18 protein-coding genes are annotated in these 16883 nt (G+C 67.7%); 9 read left to right on the top strand and 9 right to left on the bottom strand.

Annotation, left to right across the window (positions count from 1 at the left end; translation table 11 throughout):
• The first annotated feature begins 53 nt into the window (after nucleotides 1–53).
• The 3 genes from recO to ASE83_RS11440 all read left to right on the top strand — a co-directional run bounded on the left by recO (nucleotide 54) and on the right by ASE83_RS11440 (nucleotide 3116).
• Nucleotides 54–785, top strand: coding sequence for a DNA repair protein RecO (recO, locus tag ASE83_RS11450; protein WP_055789816.1), 732 nt, complete (start codon nucleotides 54–56; stop codon nucleotides 783–785).
• A gap of 63 nt (nucleotides 786–848) precedes the next feature.
• Nucleotides 849–1892 (top strand): 3-isopropylmalate dehydrogenase, encoded by a 1044-nt coding sequence (gene leuB / locus ASE83_RS11445; protein ID WP_055790247.1) that lies wholly within the window; start codon nucleotides 849–851, stop codon nucleotides 1890–1892.
• Nucleotides 1893–2003: 111 nt separating this feature from the next.
• Entirely contained in the window at nucleotides 2004–3116 is a 1113-nt protein-coding gene (locus ASE83_RS11440) for a glycosyltransferase family 2 protein (protein WP_055789814.1), read from the top strand.
• 216 nt (nucleotides 3117–3332) lie between these two features.
• Here the strand turns inward: ASE83_RS11440 and ASE83_RS11435 are convergent, their stop codons facing one another.
• Nucleotides 3333–4565, bottom strand: coding sequence for a glycosyltransferase family 39 protein (locus ASE83_RS11435; RefSeq protein WP_055789812.1), 1233 nt, complete (start codon nucleotides 4563–4565; stop codon nucleotides 3333–3335).
• Between the two features lie 249 nt (nucleotides 4566–4814).
• Here ASE83_RS11435 and ASE83_RS11430 point away from each other — a divergent pair, with 249 nt between their 5' ends.
• Nucleotides 4815–6038, top strand: coding sequence for an SAM-dependent methyltransferase (locus ASE83_RS11430; protein ID WP_055789808.1), 1224 nt, complete (start codon nucleotides 4815–4817; stop codon nucleotides 6036–6038).
• Between the two features lie 178 nt (nucleotides 6039–6216).
• Nucleotides 6217–6633 (top strand): hypothetical protein, encoded by a 417-nt coding sequence (locus tag ASE83_RS11425; protein WP_055789805.1) that lies wholly within the window; start codon nucleotides 6217–6219, stop codon nucleotides 6631–6633.
• Here the strand turns inward: ASE83_RS11425 and ASE83_RS11420 are convergent.
• The 7 genes from ASE83_RS11420 to ASE83_RS11390 form a co-directional block, all read right to left on the bottom strand.
• Nucleotides 6588–7337, bottom strand: a complete 750-nt coding sequence (locus ASE83_RS11420; protein WP_055789802.1) for a helix-turn-helix domain-containing protein — start codon at nucleotides 7335–7337, stop codon at nucleotides 6588–6590. The two genes, ASE83_RS11425 and ASE83_RS11420, sit on opposite strands and share 46 nt — an antisense overlap.
• Before the next feature lie 132 nt (nucleotides 7338–7469).
• Complete coding sequence (locus ASE83_RS11415) at nucleotides 7470–7739, bottom strand: HPr family phosphocarrier protein (protein WP_055789800.1); 270 nt, start codon at nucleotides 7737–7739, stop codon at nucleotides 7470–7472.
• Entirely contained in the window at nucleotides 7736–8143 is a 408-nt protein-coding gene (locus tag ASE83_RS11410) for a PTS sugar transporter subunit IIA (protein WP_055761511.1), read from the bottom strand. Before ASE83_RS11410 ends, ASE83_RS11415 begins: the two co-directional genes overlap by 4 nt.
• 23 nt (nucleotides 8144–8166) lie before the next feature.
• Nucleotides 8167–9057 (bottom strand): RNase adapter RapZ, encoded by an 891-nt coding sequence (gene rapZ, locus ASE83_RS11405; protein ID WP_055789798.1) that lies wholly within the window; start codon nucleotides 9055–9057, stop codon nucleotides 8167–8169.
• Nucleotides 9057–9479 (bottom strand): HPr kinase/phosphorylase, encoded by a 423-nt coding sequence (locus ASE83_RS11400; RefSeq protein WP_055789795.1) that lies wholly within the window; start codon nucleotides 9477–9479, stop codon nucleotides 9057–9059. Before ASE83_RS11400 ends, rapZ begins: the two co-directional genes overlap by 1 nt.
• Nucleotides 9476–11047: a sensor histidine kinase gene (locus tag ASE83_RS11395; RefSeq protein ID WP_055789791.1), complete on the bottom strand. Its 1572-nt coding sequence runs from the start codon at nucleotides 11045–11047 to the stop codon at nucleotides 9476–9478. Before ASE83_RS11395 ends, ASE83_RS11400 begins: the two co-directional genes overlap by 4 nt.
• Before the next feature lie 166 nt (nucleotides 11048–11213).
• Nucleotides 11214–11924, bottom strand: a complete 711-nt coding sequence (locus ASE83_RS11390; RefSeq protein WP_055789788.1) for a response regulator transcription factor — start codon at nucleotides 11922–11924, stop codon at nucleotides 11214–11216.
• 361 nt (nucleotides 11925–12285) lie between these two features.
• Here ASE83_RS11390 and ASE83_RS11385 point away from each other — a divergent pair, with 361 nt between their 5' ends.
• The 3 genes from ASE83_RS11385 (at nucleotide 12286) to ASE83_RS11375 (ending at nucleotide 14364) form a co-directional block, all read left to right on the top strand.
• Nucleotides 12286–13893, top strand: a complete 1608-nt coding sequence (locus ASE83_RS11385; protein WP_055789785.1) for a phosphoenolpyruvate carboxykinase — start codon at nucleotides 12286–12288, stop codon at nucleotides 13891–13893.
• A gap of 86 nt (nucleotides 13894–13979) precedes the next feature.
• Complete coding sequence (locus tag ASE83_RS11380; protein WP_055789782.1) at nucleotides 13980–14186, top strand: hypothetical protein; 207 nt, start codon at nucleotides 13980–13982, stop codon at nucleotides 14184–14186.
• Nucleotides 14176–14364: a hypothetical protein gene (locus ASE83_RS11375; protein WP_055789779.1), complete on the top strand. Its 189-nt coding sequence runs from the start codon at nucleotides 14176–14178 to the stop codon at nucleotides 14362–14364. Before ASE83_RS11380 ends, ASE83_RS11375 begins: the two co-directional genes overlap by 11 nt.
• Nucleotides 14365–14549: 185 nt before the next feature.
• Here ASE83_RS11375 and yaaA read toward each other — a convergent pair whose 3' ends face one another.
• The gene (yaaA, locus tag ASE83_RS11370) at nucleotides 14550–15299 is read right to left on the bottom strand and encodes a peroxide stress protein YaaA (protein ID WP_055789775.1); all 750 of its coding nucleotides are present in this window, start codon (nucleotides 15297–15299) and stop codon (nucleotides 14550–14552) included.
• Nucleotides 15300–15492: 193 nt separating this feature from the next.
• On the opposite strand from yaaA, the gene ASE83_RS11365 reads away from it, so the two are divergent.
• The gene (locus tag ASE83_RS11365; protein WP_055789773.1) at nucleotides 15493–16797 is read left to right on the top strand and encodes a tetratricopeptide repeat protein; all 1305 of its coding nucleotides are present in this window, start codon (nucleotides 15493–15495) and stop codon (nucleotides 16795–16797) included.
• The last annotated feature ends 86 nt before the right edge of the window (nucleotides 16798–16883 follow it).

Genomic DNA, 16883 nt, shown 5'->3' with positions numbered 1-16883 from the left:
CGGGTCAACGACGGCGATTTTCTGAGCCGCGCCGATCCTGCTAAACCAACCCCATGCACCTGACCGCCGCCGCGATCCTCCTGTCCGCCCGCCCGCACGGCGAGCACGGCGCGATCGTCCGGGCGCTGACCGAACACGCTGGCGTCCAGCCCGGTTACGTCCGCGGCGGGCGGAGCCGGGCGATCCGGCCGATCCTGCAACCCGGCAACCTGATCCGCGGCGACTGGCGCGCGCGGACCGATACGCAGTTGGCCGCGCTGACCGTCGAATTGATCGAGAGCCGCGCGCCGCTGTTCGCCGAGCCGCTGGCCGCCGCCGCGATCGACTGGATGTGTGCGCTGATCGCCTATGCCCTGCCCGAAGCGCAGCCTTATCCCCGCATCCATGCCGCGCTCGACGGGCTGTTCGCGGCGATCGCGGCGGCTCCCGGTGCGCGCGACTGGGTGGGGGCGCTGGTGCGGACCGAATTGCTGATCCTGTCCGAACTGGGCTTCGGCCTGTCGCTCGACGAATGCGTCGCGACCGGCGTCACCGACGACCTGACCCATGTCAGTCCCAAGAGCGGCGGCGCGGTGTCGCGCGGGGCGGCGGTCGGCCTCGAACCGCGCCTGCTGCCGCTGCCCGCCTTCCTGATCGAAGGGGGCCGGGCCGAGTGGGCGGCGGCGTTCGATGGGCTGGCGTTGTCGGGCCATTTCCTGTCGCGCGACCTGCTGGGGTTGAAGGGGCAGGACGTGCTGGCGGCGCGCACCCGGCTGGTCGAGCGGTTGAAAAGGACGGTTGCGTGAGCGGCCCCGACTGGGGCAGAGGCAGCCCCGCGCAATCTTCGTGCGTGAACCATGGATGATATGATGGCTTTGATCGCGATACTGCCCGGCGACGGGATCGGACCGGAAGTGGTGGCGGCGGCGCGCCAAGTGCTGGATGCGCTCGATCTGGGCCTGACCTTCGAGGAAGCACCGGTCGGCGGCGCGGCGTATCGCGCGCATGGCCATCCGCTCCCGCCCGCGACGCTCGATCTGGCCAAGCGTGCCGATGCGGTGCTGTTCGGCGCGGTCGGCGACCCGGAGTTCGACAATGTCGCGCGCGAACACCGCCCGGAACAGGCGATCCTCGGCCTGCGCAAGGAGTTGGGCCTGTTCGCGAACCTGCGCCCTGCCAAGCTGTTCGCGGGGCTGGAGGACGCATCGGCGCTCCGCCCCGAAGTCGCCGCCGCGATCGACATGGTGATCGTGCGCGAGCTGACCGGCGACGTCTATTTCGGCGAGAAGGGTCGCGGCACGACTGTCGATGGTCTGCGCGAAGGCCATGACCTGATGCGCTATGACGAGGCGGAGGTCGCCCGCATCGCCGGCGTCGCGTTCGAAACCGCCCGGACCCGCAACCACAAGCTGTGTTCGGTCGACAAGGCCAACGTGCTGGAAACCTCGCAGCTGTGGCGCGATGTCGTGATCGAGGTGTCGGCCGGCTATCCCGACGTGGCGCTGACCCATATGTATGTCGACAATGCCGCGATGCAGCTGGTGCGCAATCCGGGGCAGTTCGACGTGATCGTCACCGGCAACCTGTTCGGCGACATCCTGTCGGATCAGGCGAGCATGTGTGCCGGATCGATCGGGATGCTGCCCTCGGCCGCGATCAATCAGGACAAGAAGGGCCTGTACGAACCGATCCATGGTTCTGCACCCGACATCGCCGGACAGGGTAAGGCGAACCCGTTGGCGACGATCCTGTCGGCGGCGATGATGCTGCGCCACTCGCTGGGCTTGGCAGAGGCAGCGGACCGGATCGAGGCGGCGGTCACCGCCGCGCTGGTCGCTGGGCACCGCACCCCCGACCTGGGGGGCAAGGCGACGACGCAGGACATGACGAACGCGGTGCTGGCGGCATTGTGATCCCGGCGCGCACCCGTATCCCCGCGCAGGCGGGGATACAGAGCCAGATGCGGTGACGGTAGCGTTTGGAACTCTGGACCCCCGCCTGCGCGGGGGTACGGTAGCGCGGATATGACCCCAATCGACCTCGCCATCGTCGTCCCCGTCTTCAACGAACGCGGCAACGTGCCGCTGCTCGTCGCCGCGCTCGACGCCGCGTTGCAGGGCATCGCGTGGGAAGCGATCTTCGTCGACGACGACAGCCCCGACGGCACCGCCGATGTCGTGCGGGACATCGCCCGCCACGACCCGCGCATCCGCGTTCTCCAGCGGATCGGCCGGCGCGGCCTGTCGACCGCCTGTATCGAGGGGATGTGCGCCACCGCCGCGCCGCTGGTCGCGGTGATCGACGGCGACCTGCAGCATGACGAGGCGCTGTTGCCGCGCATGGCGGCAGCACTGACCGCCGATCCGGCGATCGACCTCGTCATCGGGTCGCGCTTCGTCGCGGGCGGCGGGACGGGGGCATGGGATGCCGACCGCGTCGCCAAATCGGCGCTCGCCACCCGCCTGTCGCGTCGCGTGCTGAAGGCGGACCTGTCCGACCCGATGAGCGGCTTCTTCATGATCCGGGGCGCGGTAATGCGCGGGATCGTGCCGCGCCTGTCGGGGATCGGGTTCAAGATCCTGCTCGACATCCTGACCGCCGCGCCGCAGCCGCTGGCGTTCGTCGAACTGCCTTACGTCTTCCGCACCCGCGCGGTGGGGGAGAGCAAGCTCGACCATGTCGTGGCGCTCGAATATCTGATCGCGCTGTACGACCGGATGTTCGGGCGGGTGGTGCCGGTCCGCTTCGTCATGTTCTCCGCGATCGGTGCGGCGGGGGCGATCGTCCATCTGGCGGCGCTGGCGCTGTGTCTGGAACTGGGCGCGGGCTTCATCGCGGCGACGATCGTCGCGACCGTCATGGCGATGACGTTCAATTTCTTCCTGAACAACCTGCTGACCTATCGCGACCGGCGACTGCGGGGGGCACGGGCGCTGGCGAACGGCTGGGTATCGTTCTGTGCGGTGTGTTCGGTCGGCGCGGTCGCCAATGTCGGCGTCGCGGCGTTCCTCTATGACGTGCGCGGCGGGGCGTGGGCGCTTCCGGCACTGGCGGGGATCGCGGTCGGCGCGGTGTGGAATTTCGCGCTGTCGTCGCGGTTCACATGGGGGCGGTACGGGCGGAAGCGGGCGGCTTAGTTTCACGCGGAGGCGCGGAGAGAAGAAGGAGTTTGTTCGCGCAGAGGCGCAGAGGGCGCGGAGAAGTTGCGATCGGGAGACGTAACCTTCCTACCCATAGAGGTTAAGAGCCTGTCGCGGCAGCCGCAACCCCTCTGCGTCCTCTGCGCCTCTGCGCGAAAATCCTACTCTTCTCCGCGCCTCCGCGCCTTCGCGTGAACCCAACTTCTTCCTGCGTTACCGCCAGCTATCGAACCACATCCACCGGTTGAACGCCTGCGGCCCCGACAGCGGCGCGGCGGAGATGATCGGATGGAAATAAACGAACAGCATCAGCACCGGCACCGCGAACCATTCGTCCGCCCGGGCGAACCGCCCCTTGGCAAGCCCATGGAACGCCGCCGCCAGCGCGAGGCACAGCCAGATGCTCGACAGATGGTAATAATAATAGAAGCCGAGCGATTTCGGGATCACCGCCCACACCGCGAGCGACCCGACCCACAGCAGCCCGACGCCCCAGAACGCCGGAGCGCGCCGCCGCAACCCCGCCCACAAACACGCGACGACGGCGACCAGCCCGCCCCACATGATCGCCGGATTGCCCAGCAGCAGCACGCCGCGCTGCACGCCGCTGTCGGGTTCGTAGAAATACCAGATCGGCCGGATCAGCAGCGGCCAGCTCCACCAGCTCGACTGATAGGGATGAGGGGCGAGGATCTGCGTCTGCCGCTGATACATCTCCAGCTGGAACGGGATCAGCCGCGCCAGCGTCAGCGGGTCCTGCGCATAGAAGAAGGCGGGGGCGAAGGTCGCGAAATAGGTGCCGATGCTGACCGTGCCGAACAGCGCGAGCGCGGGGAACAGCGGCAGCCCCGGCCAGTAATCCCGCCCATCACTCTTGCCCCAGATCAGCAGCAGCCCGGCGCCCGCGACATAGGGCACCGCCGCCCACTTCACCCCCACCGCCAGCCCGAACAACACCGCCGACAGCGCCAGTCGCCGCGCCGGCCGCCCGCGCATCGACCAGAGCAGCGCCGCGATGGCGAGCGTGGTGAACGCGCCCAGATACACTTCCAGCATGGCGGTGCGCGCCTCGACCAGCAGCGTCTGGTTCAGCATCGCCAGCACCGCGCCGAACGCCGACACATGGGTCCGCCGGAACAGCAGGTGCAGGCACGCGAACACCCCCAGCACGGTCGCGGTCCCGGCCAGCGTCCCCATGATCCGCCAGCCCCAGGGATTGTCGCCGAACAGCGCGATGCCGGCGGCGATGAACGCCTTCGCCACCAGCGGATGTTCGGTATTGGCGGGATAGGCCAGCGCCAGCAGCGTGCGTGCGGCGGGTACGTAATGCACTTCGTCGAACGACAGCTTGCCCGGTCGCCCCAGGCCCCAGCTGAACAGCAACTGCGCCATGGCGGCGATCAGCAAGGCGGTGGTCCACGGGCGATCGCGCAGGCGGGAGAGCATGGCGCGGGTGTGTAGCGGATGCTTCGGGGCGTGCCTATCCTCCCCGGTGCGGGGAGGATGGGGAGCTTGCTCCAACCACACCGAACTGGACGTCATCCCAGCGAAGGCTGGGATCTTCCGGTGGTAGCGCACGGCAGGAGCCGCTTGAGGCCCCAGCCTCCGCTGGGGCGACGTTTCCGTGTCGGTGGATCGGGCCTCGATATGCGTCCCGCCAATCACTTGCCACAATCCGCCCGTATTGGATCGTGCATGGCACTGATCGACACGTTTCTCGCCCGTACCGTGCGCCGCGGTACGCTCTTGCTGACCCATGCCGATGGCCGCACCGTTACCTTCGGCAGCGCCGATCCCGCCTTTCCCGACGTCGCGATCCGCTTCGTAAAGCCGGGCGTCGCCGGCCGCATCGTCCGCCATCCGGCGCTGGGCGCGGCGGAGGCGTATATGGACGGCGACCTCGTGATCGATCGCGGCGACATTCGCGACCTGATCGAATTGCTGACCTCCAACACCCCGTGGGGCCGGGGCAGCTCGCTCAAGCCATCGCTGCCGATCCGGCTGTTCGACGCGGTCCGCCACCGGATCGACCGGGTCAACATGGCCCGCCGGTCGAAGCGCAACGTGGCGCATCATTACGACCTGTCCGACCGGCTCTACGCGCTCTTCCTCGATAATGACCTGCAATATAGCTGCGCCTATTTCACCGATCCCGCCAACAGCCTCGAACGGGCACAGGCGGACAAGAAGGCGCATATCGCCGCCAAGCTGGCGCTGAAGCCGGGGATGCGCGTGCTCGACATCGGCTGCGGCTGGGGCGGGATGGCGCTGTATCTGCACGAAAAGACCGGCGCCGAAGTGCTGGGCGTCACCCTGTCCGAAGAGCAGATCAAGGTCGCCCGCCGCCGCGCCGCGGAGGCCGGCGTCGCCGACAAGGTCACGTTCGAGCTGATCGATTATCGCGCGGTGACCGGCCAGTTCGACCGGATCGTTTCGGTCGGCATGTTCGAACATGTCGGTCCGCCGCACTACGGCGCGTTCTTCCGCAAATGTCGCGAACTGCTGACCGACGACGGCGTCATGCTGCTGCACACCATCGGCCGCATGGGGGTGCCGGGCGTCACCGACACCTTCACGACGAAATATATCTTCCCCGGCGGCTACAACCCGGCGCTGTCGGAGATCGTGCGCGGCTATGAAGGGACCAAGCTGATCGCGACCGATATCGAGGTGCTGCGCGTCCATTACGCGTTGACCATCGATCACTGGTACGACCGAACGGTGGCGGCGAAAGATCAGATCGTCGCGCTGTACGACGAGGGATTCTACCGCATGTGGACCTTCTACCTCGCCGGCGCGGCGGCGGCGTTCCGCCATGGCGGCATGGTCAATTATCAGGTCCAGCTCGCCCGCAGCCGCCTCGCCCTGCCGCTGACCCGCGATTACATGGTGGAGGAAGAACGGCGGTTGCGGGGGTAACAGTCGGACAGCCGACCCTCTACCGTCACCCCGGGCTTGACCCGGGGTCCCGCTTCTTCTTCGACGGAGGATAGAAAGCGGGACCCCGGATCAAGTCCGGGGTGACGGTTAGGCGGGTGATCGGACCCTCAAGCATCACAGCCCTTGCCGAGCGACCCGCGAAGCGCGAAAATACGCCATGCGCAGGTTCGGCTGGCTTTTCCGGCAATCGTCCAAGCCGGTCCAAACCGACGGGTTCGGCCAAAGTCTCCTCGACGACCTGCTCTGGATCGGGCGCGTGCGTCGCTACCGGCAGATGGCGATGACATGGCGCAAGCCGACCGCTGACGAAGAAGTCGCGATCGTCGCCGATCCGCTGCTCGGGCGGTTCGGCGACGACACGATCGGCCTTGCGGAGATCAACGGGCTTCGCTGCATCGTGCGCGATCACGACTGGTTCGGTTGGCCCGATCCGCCGCGCTTCGTGTTCTTCGCGTTGGCGGGGAACCGGGTCGTCGCAGCAGCGGGCTTCCACGACTGGCCATCGTGCTGGACCCCGGCACCGCCCGATTACTCGATCGTCACCCCGACGACCTTCCAGTCGCCCCCTTCCTGATTCAGCGTCACCGTTTCGACCTTCTCGCCACCGGTCGCGAAGCGGGTGCGGAACTTCAGCATCTCGACGCCGACGGGGGGCACGGGAATGGTTTCCTGCCCCAGCAGCGACCGCGATACGACCGCGCCCAGCGGCGGGCGCACGCGCTGCGATACCTCGCTCCACACCTGTTCGCTGTTCAGCTTGCGGAACGCCGCGCCGAACCGGCCATAGCTCTCGCGCCAGCGCCCGGCATCGATCAGTTCGAGGAACTGGTGCGCGGCGGCGTCGGCGGGAATAGCCGGCGCGGCGATCGACGGCGGCGGGGCCTGTGTCGTGCCGGGCATCAGGGTCAGGGCGGCCAGGCCGAGGGCGAAGGTCATGAGCATCACTCCGATCAGGATGGGAAAGCGGCGACGCGCCGTTCCCGCGCCGGTCACCGGCGCCTGCTCCCCATCGTTCGCGGCGACGCGCCCGTCGTCCCCGGTTCTTCTGTCCCCCAGATTTTCGGGGGTCTCGGCATCCAGCAACAGCCGCGCCGCCTCGCGGCTGCTCGACACCGCCAGCTTGCGCCGCGCATCGCGCAGCCGTTCGTTGATGGTATGGACCGACAGCCCCAGCGTGACCGCGACCGACTTCGCATCATGCCCGCGCACGATCAGGCGCAGCGTCTGCTTTTCCTTTTCGGTCAGGGCGTCGAAGGCCGCTTTGCTCGGCATGGTCATGGGGTGCGGCCTATGGCCGGGGCGGGGCAGGGGCCACCCCTAAAAATTTGTGAGGTGCCGACGGCAGTCGCGAAATACACCGTCACCCCGGATCAAGTCCGGGGTGAGGAAAAGGGGACTGAACGGTCCCCCTCAATCCTCGCCGAAACGATCCTCGACCAGTTGCGCCAGCTGCCCTACCACGGCCTCGGCACCGTCGCCCGACGCGCTGATCGTGATATGGTCGCCCTTGGCGGCGCCCAGCATCATCAGGCCCATGATCGACGTGCCGGTGACGCGCGATCCGTCCTTTTCCACGCTGACCTCGATCGGCTGCGCGGCGGCCATTGTCACGAACTTGGCGCTGGCGCGGGCGTGCAGGCCGCGGCGGTTGGTGATCTGGACGGTGCGGGTGACGCTCACGCCGCGGCCTCGCCCAGCACTTCGCTGGCGACCGAGATGTACTTGCGCCCCGCCTCGCGCGCGGCGGCGACGGCTTCGGCGACCTTCATCGCTTTCCGCGCGCCGCCCAGCCGGATCAGCATCGGCAGGTTGATGCCGGCAATCACCTCGATCCGCCCGGTTTCCATCAGCGAGATGGCGAGGTTGCTGGGCGTGCCGCCGAACAGGTCGGTCAGCACGATCACGCCCTGTCCCGCATCGACATCGGCGATCGCCTTCGCGATGTCGGCGCGGCGTTCCTCCATATCGTCTTCGGGGCCGATACAGACCGTGCCGATCCGCTCCTGCGGACCCACGACATGCTCCATCGCCACGACGAACTCCTCGGCAAGACGTCCGTGCGTCACCAAAACCAGGCCGATCATGTTCGTCGTCGTTCCTACATCCGTCATGGCGCCTGCGTCACGCCTTCCAGCGAATCCTGCGGCGCGGTGCCCAGGTCGCGATGGTGTATCGTGGGCGAAAATCCTTGTGCACGCAACCATGCGCCCATCCGCTCCGCGACATGGACCGAGCGGTGCCGCCCGCCGGTACAGCCGAACGCGATGGTGACATAGGATTTGCCTTCCGCGCGGTAGCGGGGGAGGAGCGTCAGCAGCATCGTTTCGAACGACGCGATCGCGGCGTCGTACGCCGGGTCGGCCTGCACATAGGCGGCGACATCGGGGTCCAGGCCCGTGCCCGGCCGCAGCACCGGGTCCCAGTGCGGATTGCGCAGGAACCGCATGTCCAGCACGATGTCGGCGTTGCGCGGCACCCCGCGCGAAAAGCCGAACGACAGAACCGACAGCACGGGCGCGCTGCTGTCCGGTTCGGCAAAGGTCTCGCGCGTCCATTGCGCCAGGTCGTTGCGGCTGAAATTGGTCGTGTCGAGCAGCCGGTTGGCGAAGACGCGCAACGGTTCCAGCACCTCGCGCTCGCTCTCGATCCCGTCGGCGGCGGTGCGGTCCAGCGCCAGCGGGTGACGCCGCCGCGTCTCGTTATACCGGCGTTCCAGCTCGGCCTGGCTGCTGTCGAGGAACAGCACGCTGACCCCGAATTCGGGCCGGGCGCGGATTGCCGCCACGATCTGTTCGGCGTCGAACCCGCGCGTGCGGGTGCCGATCCCGACGGCAAGCGGCCGGTCGGCGTCGGCGGGGGTCGCGGCGATCAACTGGCCGAGCAGGCGCAGCGGCAGATTGTCGACGATGTCCCAGCCGCTGTCCTCCAGCGTCTTCAGGACCGTCGATTTCCCCGCGCCGGACATGCCGGTGACGAGCAGGATATGGGCGTGCTGCATTATCGTGCGATCCCGTCGAGCATGAGGTGGAGTCGGGCCGGCGCCGACGCTTCGAGCAATGCCAGCGTATAGGCCGGCAGGGCGATACCGCCGATGACATGGGTCATGCCCTCGGGCAGTCGTTCGGGCGTGCCGGCCTCGACCCAGAGGGCGACCGGAACGTCGCGGACGAATGGCCGTTCGACGATGCCGATCCCGCGCACCTCGATCCGCCCGGCGATGGTGTCGGGCGGCGTCGCATACAGCACGCCGTTCCGCGCGGTCAGCGCCGTATAGTCGTCGCTGACCAGTACCGCGCCCGTCGCGATCAGCCGCAGCGCCAGGTCGGACTTGCCCGACCCCGACGGCCCGGCGATCAGCACGCCCCGCCCGTCGATCGCGACGCACGAGGCGTGGACCGGGGGCAGCGGCGCAGCGCTCATGCCCCGGCCACCGGCAACTGCACGACGAAGCGCGCACCCTCGCGGTGGTCCCTGCGTGATTCGGCGGCGATCATACCGCCATGGCCTTCGACGATGGTCCGCGCGATGGCAAGGCCAAGGCCGGAATGTCGTCCGAAAGCCTCGTCGCCCGGTCGCACCGAATGGAACCGGCGGAACACCGCCTCGCGCTGTTCGGGGGGCACGCCGGGACCGTCGTCGACCACCTCGATCTCGATCAGGTCGCCATCGTTGATGCCGGTGATCCGCACCGTACCGCCGGGCGGCGAGAAGGAGACGGCATTGTCGATCAGGTTGGCGAACACCCGCTCCAGCCGCGCGCCCTCGCCATGCGCCACCAGCGGTTCGTCATGCTCGAACGACAGCGTCACGCCGCGCCCGACCCCGCGTTCGGTGCGATAGGCGACCAGTGCCCCGATCAGCGCGCCCAGGTCGACACCCTCGAACTTCGCCCGCGCCAGCTGCGCATCCAGCCGCGACGCGTCGGAAATATCGGTAATCAGCCGGTCGAGCCGGTGCACATCGTCCTGCACGATCGCCAGCAATTGCGCGCGCAGGTCCGGGTCCTTCACCGCGCCCAGCCCGTCGACGGCGGAGCGCAGCGAGGCGAGGGGGTTCTTCAACTCGTGCGTCACATCGGCGGCGAACGCCTCGGTCGCGTCGATCCGGCTGCGCAGCGCGCTGGTCATGTCGGACAGCGCGCGGGCGAGCATCCCGATCTCGTCCCGTCGGCTGGGCAGGCGCGGCACCACCACCTCGCGCGCGCGGCCCAGCCGCACCCGGATCGCGGCGCGCGCCAGCATCCGCATCGGCCGGACGATGGTGCGGGCGAGGAACAGCGACAGCAGCACCGACAACAGCACCGCGACGCCGAGGACCAGGCTCAGGCGAAACCGCTCGGAGCGCACCGTCGACGTGATGTCGCGGGCGTTGACCGTCGCCATCAGCACCCGGTCTTCGGGCAGCGGCGCGGCGGCGGTGACCACCGGCGTCCGGTCGGGCGCGCGCCACACGGTCGCGGCGGTCGCTCCGGTCGTGCGCACCGTCACCACATCGGGCCAGCGCAGGCCCCGGCCCGGCGCGCGTTCGCGGTACAGCGGATCGCGTTCATTGCCGACCACGGTGTCGATCCCGGCGTCCAGCGCGCGGGCGGCATCCTGTTGCCAACCATCCTTGTCCGGATCGACCAGCTGGAAATTGCGCACGCCCAGCGCCCGGCTGTCGGCGGCCAGCCGCCCGCGCCGGTCGTAGATACGCAGCCGCAGGCCGGACTTGCGCGCGAAATTAACCATTTCGTCGGTGCGGTCGTCGGGCGGTAACAGCGACAGCGCCTCGGCGATCAGCCGCACCTCGCGCTCCGCCTGCGCCACGCGGCCATCGACGATCCGCGCGCGATAGCTGTCGAGATAGAAGAACCCGCCCGCCAGCAGCGCCAGCGCGAAGATGTTCACGAACAGGATGCGCGGGGTGAGCGATACGCGCCCCGACCAGCGCAGCGACAGCGCGCCTTCGTCGGGAGGCAGGTCCTCGGGGATGTCAGCGGGGGGCATTAGCTGTTCCCCGCGCGGAAAAGGCGAACAAGCCGTTCGTCCTGAGTAGCCATTGAGCCTGTCGAAAGGGCGTATCGAAGGACCGTTGCAGCGAATGCTTCGATACGGGTCTTCGACAAGCTCAGCCCCTACTCAGCACGAACGGTTGGATTGTGGGATCATAGACCTATTCGTCCGCGAACCGGTACCCCGCGCCATACAGCGTCTCGATCGCGTCGAATGCCTTGTCGACCTGCCGGAACTTGCGGCGCAACCGCTTGATGTGGCTGTCGATCGTGCGGTCGTCGACATAGATGTCGTCCTGATAGGCGGCGTCCATCAACTGGTTGCGCGTCTTGACGATGCCGGGGCGGCTGGCGAGCGTTTCGAGGATCAGGAACTCGGTCACCGTCAGCGTCACGTTCTCGCCGTTCCACGTCACCTTGTGCCGCGCCGGGTCCATCGCCAGCCGTCCGCGCTCCAGTACCGCCTGGGCCGCGGTTTCGGGGCTGCCCGGCTCTCCGGCCAGCGCCGGTTCGGCGCGGCGCAGGATGGCGCGGATGCGCGCGATCAGCAGCCGCTGCGAAAACGGCTTGGCGATATAATCGTCCGCGCCCATCGCCAGGCCCAGCGCCTCGTCCAGCTCGTCGTCCTTGCTGGTCAGGAAGATTACCGGCAGCCGGCTCTTCTCCCGCAACCGCCGCAGCAGTTCGAGGCCGTCCATCCGCGGCATCTTGATGTCGAGCACCGCCAGATCGGGCGGATTCTCGGCAAAGGCCTTCAGCGCGACCTCGCCGTCCGAATAGACCCGCGTGACGAAGCCCTCGGTCTGCAGCGCGATCGATACCGACGTCAGGATGTTGCGGTCGTCATCGACCAGCGCGATCGTCGCGGTCATGGGCGGAAATCCGTGTGCATCACGTTCGACGGTTACGGGAAAGGGGCGTCCCGCTCAATGCCCTGTGCCGGGGGTAAGCGACATTAGCACATCGCCACTGCGTGACCGTCGTTCCGGCTCGGGACATCCGCCCGACCGTCACCCCGGGTCAAGCGCGGGTGACGTGGCGGGTAACGAGCACTCCCCCTCCTCCGCTATATATCATATAATTCGTCCGCTAACCCATTGGTCGCAATCGCAAAACATCACGGCCATAATGTTGTTTAACGTGTTTGACGGGCTGCCCCGGTGCGCTTACAGCAACGGGAAATCGCGGGGCGGGACTACCGTTCGCGAGTCGAGATCCGAGGGAGAACACAGCATGGCGATCGTCACGCCCGAACACGACCTGTCGGCAATGGGCATCGAAACCGGCGCGCAGGTGCACTGGAACCTGCGCACGCCGCAGCTGGTCGAACAGGCGGTCGCGCGCGGCGAGGGGCGGCTGGCCAAGGACGGCCCGTTGGTCGTCACCACCGGCCGCCACACCGGCCGCAGCCCGCAGGACAAGTTCATGGTCCGCGATGCCGTGACCGAAGATACGGTGTGGTGGGGCAAGACCAACCGCGCGATGACGCCGGACCATTTCGCCGTGCTGAAGGCCGATTTCATGGCCGAACTCGTCAACGAGCCGAACCTGTTCGTGCAGGACCTGTTCGGCGGATCGCAGCCCGAACACCGGGTGAAGGTGCGGGTCGTCAACACGCTGGCGTGGCACAACCTGTTCATCCGCACGATGCTGGTCCGGCCGGAGGAGGGCGACCTTGCCGGGTTCGTCCCCGACTTCACCATCATCGACCTGCCGAACTTCCGCGCCGACCCGGCGCGCCATGGCTGTCGCAGCGAGACGGTGATCGCCGTCAGCCTGACCGAAAAGCTGATCCTGATCGGCGGCACGCAATATGCCGGGGAAATGAAGAAGTCGGTGTTCGGCCTGCTGAACTTCCTGCTGCCCGAAACCGGCACGATGCCGATGCACTGTTCGGCCAATATCGGCCCGAAGGGCGATACGGCGGTGTTCTTCGGCCTGTCGGGCACCGGCAAGACGACGCTCAGCGCCGATGCCAGCCGCACGCTGATCGGCGACGACGAACATGGCTGGTCGGACACCGCGGTCTTCAATTTCGAAGGCGGCTGCTATGCCAAGATGATCCGCCTGTCGGCCGAGGCCGAACCGGAAATCTTCGCGACGACTAAGCGCTTCGGCACGGTGCTCGAAAATGTCGTGATGGACCCGGATACGCGGGTGCTCGACCTCGACGATCCGGCGCTCGCCGAAAATTCGCGCGCGGCCTATCCGATCGACTTCATTCCCAATGCGTCGGCCGACAATATGGGACCGGTGCCCAGCAACGTCGTGATGCTGACCGCCGACGCCTTCGGCATCCTGCCGCCGATCGCGAAGCTGACGCCCGATCAGGCGATGTACCACTTCCTGTCGGGCTATACGTCGAAGGTCGCGGGCACGGAGATCGGCGTGACCGAACCCGAACCGGTCTTCTCGACCTGCTTCGGCGCACCGTTCATGCCGCGCCACCCGTCGGTCTATGGCAATCTGCTGAAGGACCGCATCGCCAAGGGCAATGTCGCGTGCTGGCTGGTCAATACCGGCTGGACCGGCGGGCAATATGGCGAAGGGCGCCGGATGCCGATCAAGGCGACGCGCGCGCTGCTCAACGCCGCGCTCGACGGCTCGCTCAACGATGCCGAATTCCGCACCGATCCGTATTTCGGGTTCGAAGTGCCGGTATCGGTGCCGGGCGTCGACGCCGCGATCCTCGATCCGCGCGGCACCTGGGCCGACGGCGCGGCCTATGACCGCACCGCCGCCAAGCTGGTCGATCTGTTCAACGCCAATTTCGCGCAGTTCGCCGATGCGGTCGATGCCGGCGTCCGCGACGCCGCGCCGCGCGTCGCCGAACCGGCCTGAGGTAGGAGAGGGAGCGCCCCCGCCACGCAAGCGGGGGCGCCATTCCTGCCAGGGGATAGCAACGCCATCCCCTGCGTTGTCGGGCCATGCCCCGCACTTTCCGCGAACCGCAATCGGCCCGTCTGACCCTCCGCGCGGGACGCAAGCTGCACTTGCGGGCAGGGGTGTCGGTCACCCCGGCGGGCTTGCTGTCGATCGGCGCGCTGGTATCGTCGATCCTGTTGTCCAGCGCGGCGATCGTCGCCGCCGCGCGGCTGCCCGCCCCGGACCGGGAGAAGCGCGATGTTCCATGACTCGAACGCCTGGCCGCCACCGCCCGATGGCTACGAACCGCCGCGCCCGCCCGCCCGTCTGACTCGCCCGCAGGAGCGGGTGATGCTCGGCAGCATCGGACTGTTCCTGCTGGTGATGTTCGTCGGGCCACTGGCGGGATCGTCGGTTATTGCCGCGCTAATCGCGCTGTTTTCGTGATGGCAAGGGCAGAAGATTGGTTCACGCGAAGGCGCGGAGACGCGGAGATTTTGCCCGTAACCACCCTGCTGCCGCGCAAGCGGCCTTATCGTTCGCTGCAAGAGACGAAGCGGTCTCCCGTTCGCGGACCGCTGGCCAGGAGCGCAACCCCTCCGCGTCTCCGCGCCTTCGCATGAACCAATCTTCTATCGAACGAACGTCCACCGATCCCCCTCGGCCCCCGCAAACGCGTAGCCGTCGCTGTCGAACCCCCGCATCGCCGCGACATCGGTCACGCGATGTTCGCACATCCACCGCGCCATCATCCCCCGCGCGCGCTTCGCATGAAAGCTGACGAAGCGCGGCCCGTCCGGCCCGTTCTCGCGGAAATCGACCTCGATCACCCGGACGTCAGGCGGCAGCTTGCCCGCCACCGAATGCCAATATTCCTGGCTGGCGAGGTTCAGCACCACGTCGGACCCGCTCCCCCGCACATCCTCCGCGAGCAACTCTGCGATCCGGTCCCCCCAAAAGGCATACAGGTCCTTCGCCCGTCCCGGCGCCCAGCGCGTCCCCATCTCCAGCCGGTAGGGCCGGATCGCGTCCAGCGGCCGCAACAGCCCGTACAGTCCCGACAGGATGCGCACATGATCCTGCGCGAAATCGAACTGCGACATCTCCAGCGACCTGGCATCGAACCCGGTATAGACGTCGCCCGCGAACGCCAGCAGCGCCGGCCGCTCCTCCGCCCCGTCGAAGTCGCGATAGCGCCCGGCGTTCAACGCGGCGAGCTTCGGCGAAATCCGCATCAGGTCGGCGAGCTTCTTCGCCCCCAGCCGCGCCGCCCCGCGCGCGATCTGCCCGCTTTCCTCCGGAAAACGCGGCGCGCTCCACGTCAGTTCGGGCAGCGTGCTCGTATAATCGAGCGTCTTGGCGGGGGACAGGATCGCGATCATCGCGTGCCGCCTATCGGCCCGGGCCGGACACGTCAAAGGGGGGAAGGGAGCCGATGCGTTCAACGCGCGTTCAGCGCAAGTCCGGCAACGCATCGTTACGTGCGTGTGCTTGTGCGGACGCATGGTTCGACCTAGATGGGCCGCGCCTGCCGGGCGTATAAGTCCAGCATCAGTTTTCGGGAGAAATCACGGCATGACGTTCGTTTCCAAGGCTGCCCTGGCTGCCCTGCTCGGCATGGGTGCGACCCTGGCCGTCGCTTCGCCGGCCGATGCCCAGCGCAAGAAGAAGGACGAAGCGCCGGCCGCACCGCAGATCCAGGTCGGTGAAGCGTTCCGCACCGCCGCGCTTGCCGCCGACGCGGCGATCAAGGCCAAGAACTACGCCGTCGCCGATCAGCAGATCGCCGCGATGCAGGCGGCGATGACCGCCGGCAACCAGGACGAGGCCTATTTCCTCGCCCAGTTGAAGGTGTCGAACGCGCAGGCGAAGAACGATCGTCCCGGCCTTGCCGCCGCGATCGACGAACTGCTCGCCAGCCCGAAGCTGAAGCCCGAAGAGCGCGGCAGCCTCTATTACAACCGCGGCGTTCTCGCGCTCGACACCAAGCAGACCGACGTCGCGGTGCAGAATTTCGAACGCGCCAAGCAGGCCGGCTATAACGAACCCGACCTCGAACTGCGCCTCGCCAGCATCGCGATCCAGAAGGGGCAGGTCGATCAGGGCCTCGCCAGCCTCGAAAAGGTGATGGCCGCACGCAAGGCCGCCGGGCAGCCGGTGCCGCCGGGCTGGTACGACCTCGCCATTTCGCAGCTCTACCGGTCGAACCGCCCGGTCGAGGCGGGCCAGTGGGCGCGCCGCAAGCTGGCCGAATATCCGACGCAGGCGAACTGGCGCACCGTGCTGGCACTGTTCCGCGACCGCGCCGACAACAAGGGCGCGACGCTGGGCAACCAGGCGCGCGTCGACATCCTGCGCCTGATGCGCGATACCAAGTCGCTGGCCGACCAGAACGACTATCGCGATTATGTGCAGACCACGCAGGACATCGGCCTGCCCTATGAAACCGTCGCGGTGATCGACGAAGGGCGCGCATCGGGCAAGATTCCGGCATCGGCCGCGATCTTCAACACCGTGCGCACCACCGCCCAGACGCAGATCAAGGCCGACGGTTCGGCCGCCGCGCTGGAAACCCGCGCCAAGTCCGGCCCGAACGGCCGCGCGGCGCTGGCGGCGGGCAACGTCTATCTGGCGACCGGCAACAACGCCAAGGCGATCGAGCTGTACAATCTCGCGCTGCAAAAGGGCGGGATCGACGCCGACGAAGCGAATACGCGCATCGGCATCGCCCATGCCCGCGCCGGCCAGGCCGCCGAAGCCAAGGCGGCATTGGCCAAGGTCGCGACCACCGGCCCGCGCGCCGAAATCGCGAGCTTCTGGACCTTCTACGTCGACAACCCCCGCATCGTCGCCTCGACCCCGGTCGCCGGCAACAACTGATCGGGTGAGCCGAACAAGGAAGTGGCCCGGACCAGCGATGGTCCGGGCCGTTTTCGTTTGTGGGGTGCTCGCCGCGAAAAATACGT

The sequence above is a fragment of the Sphingomonas sp. Leaf32 genome (assembly GCF_001421765.1).
In the GTDB taxonomy this organism is placed as follows: Bacteria; Pseudomonadota; Alphaproteobacteria; order Sphingomonadales; family Sphingomonadaceae; genus Sphingomonas.
Note: the sequence above shows the minus strand (reverse complement) of the source record. Positions and strands in the feature narration are given on the sequence as shown.

What these genes read in the sequence shown, in the direction of transcription:
- recO (WP_055789816.1), top strand. Translation starts at nt 54, where the DNA reads ATGCACCTGACCGCCGCCGCGATCCTCCTGTCCGCCCGCCCGCACGGC.
- leuB (WP_055790247.1), top strand. Translation starts at nt 849, where the DNA reads ATGGCTTTGATCGCGATACTGCCCGGCGACGGGATCGGACCGGAAGTG.
- ASE83_RS11440 (WP_055789814.1), top strand. Translation starts at nt 2,004, where the DNA reads ATGACCCCAATCGACCTCGCCATCGTCGTCCCCGTCTTCAACGAACGC.
- ASE83_RS11435 (WP_055789812.1), bottom strand. Translation starts at nt 4,565, where the DNA reads ATGCTCTCCCGCCTGCGCGATCGCCCGTGGACCACCGCCTTGCTGATC.
- ASE83_RS11430 (WP_055789808.1), top strand. Translation starts at nt 4,815, where the DNA reads ATGGCACTGATCGACACGTTTCTCGCCCGTACCGTGCGCCGCGGTACG.
- ASE83_RS11425 (WP_055789805.1), top strand. Translation starts at nt 6,217, where the DNA reads ATGCGCAGGTTCGGCTGGCTTTTCCGGCAATCGTCCAAGCCGGTCCAA.
- ASE83_RS11420 (WP_055789802.1), bottom strand. Translation starts at nt 7,337, where the DNA reads ATGACCATGCCGAGCAAAGCGGCCTTCGACGCCCTGACCGAAAAGGAA.
- ASE83_RS11410 (WP_055761511.1), bottom strand. Translation starts at nt 8,143, where the DNA reads ATGATCGGCCTGGTTTTGGTGACGCACGGACGTCTTGCCGAGGAGTTC.
- rapZ (WP_055789798.1), bottom strand. Translation starts at nt 9,057, where the DNA reads ATGCAGCACGCCCATATCCTGCTCGTCACCGGCATGTCCGGCGCGGGG.
- ASE83_RS11400 (WP_055789795.1), bottom strand. Translation starts at nt 9,479, where the DNA reads ATGAGCGCTGCGCCGCTGCCCCCGGTCCACGCCTCGTGCGTCGCGATC.
- ASE83_RS11395 (WP_055789791.1), bottom strand. Translation starts at nt 11,047, where the DNA reads ATGCCCCCCGCTGACATCCCCGAGGACCTGCCTCCCGACGAAGGCGCG.
- ASE83_RS11390 (WP_055789788.1), bottom strand. Translation starts at nt 11,924, where the DNA reads ATGACCGCGACGATCGCGCTGGTCGATGACGACCGCAACATCCTGACG.
- ASE83_RS11385 (WP_055789785.1), top strand. Translation starts at nt 12,286, where the DNA reads ATGGCGATCGTCACGCCCGAACACGACCTGTCGGCAATGGGCATCGAA.
- ASE83_RS11380 (WP_055789782.1), top strand. Translation starts at nt 13,980, where the DNA reads ATGCCCCGCACTTTCCGCGAACCGCAATCGGCCCGTCTGACCCTCCGC.
- ASE83_RS11375 (WP_055789779.1), top strand. Translation starts at nt 14,176, where the DNA reads ATGTTCCATGACTCGAACGCCTGGCCGCCACCGCCCGATGGCTACGAA.
- yaaA (WP_055789775.1), bottom strand. Translation starts at nt 15,299, where the DNA reads ATGATCGCGATCCTGTCCCCCGCCAAGACGCTCGATTATACGAGCACG.
- ASE83_RS11365 (WP_055789773.1), top strand. Translation starts at nt 15,493, where the DNA reads ATGACGTTCGTTTCCAAGGCTGCCCTGGCTGCCCTGCTCGGCATGGGT.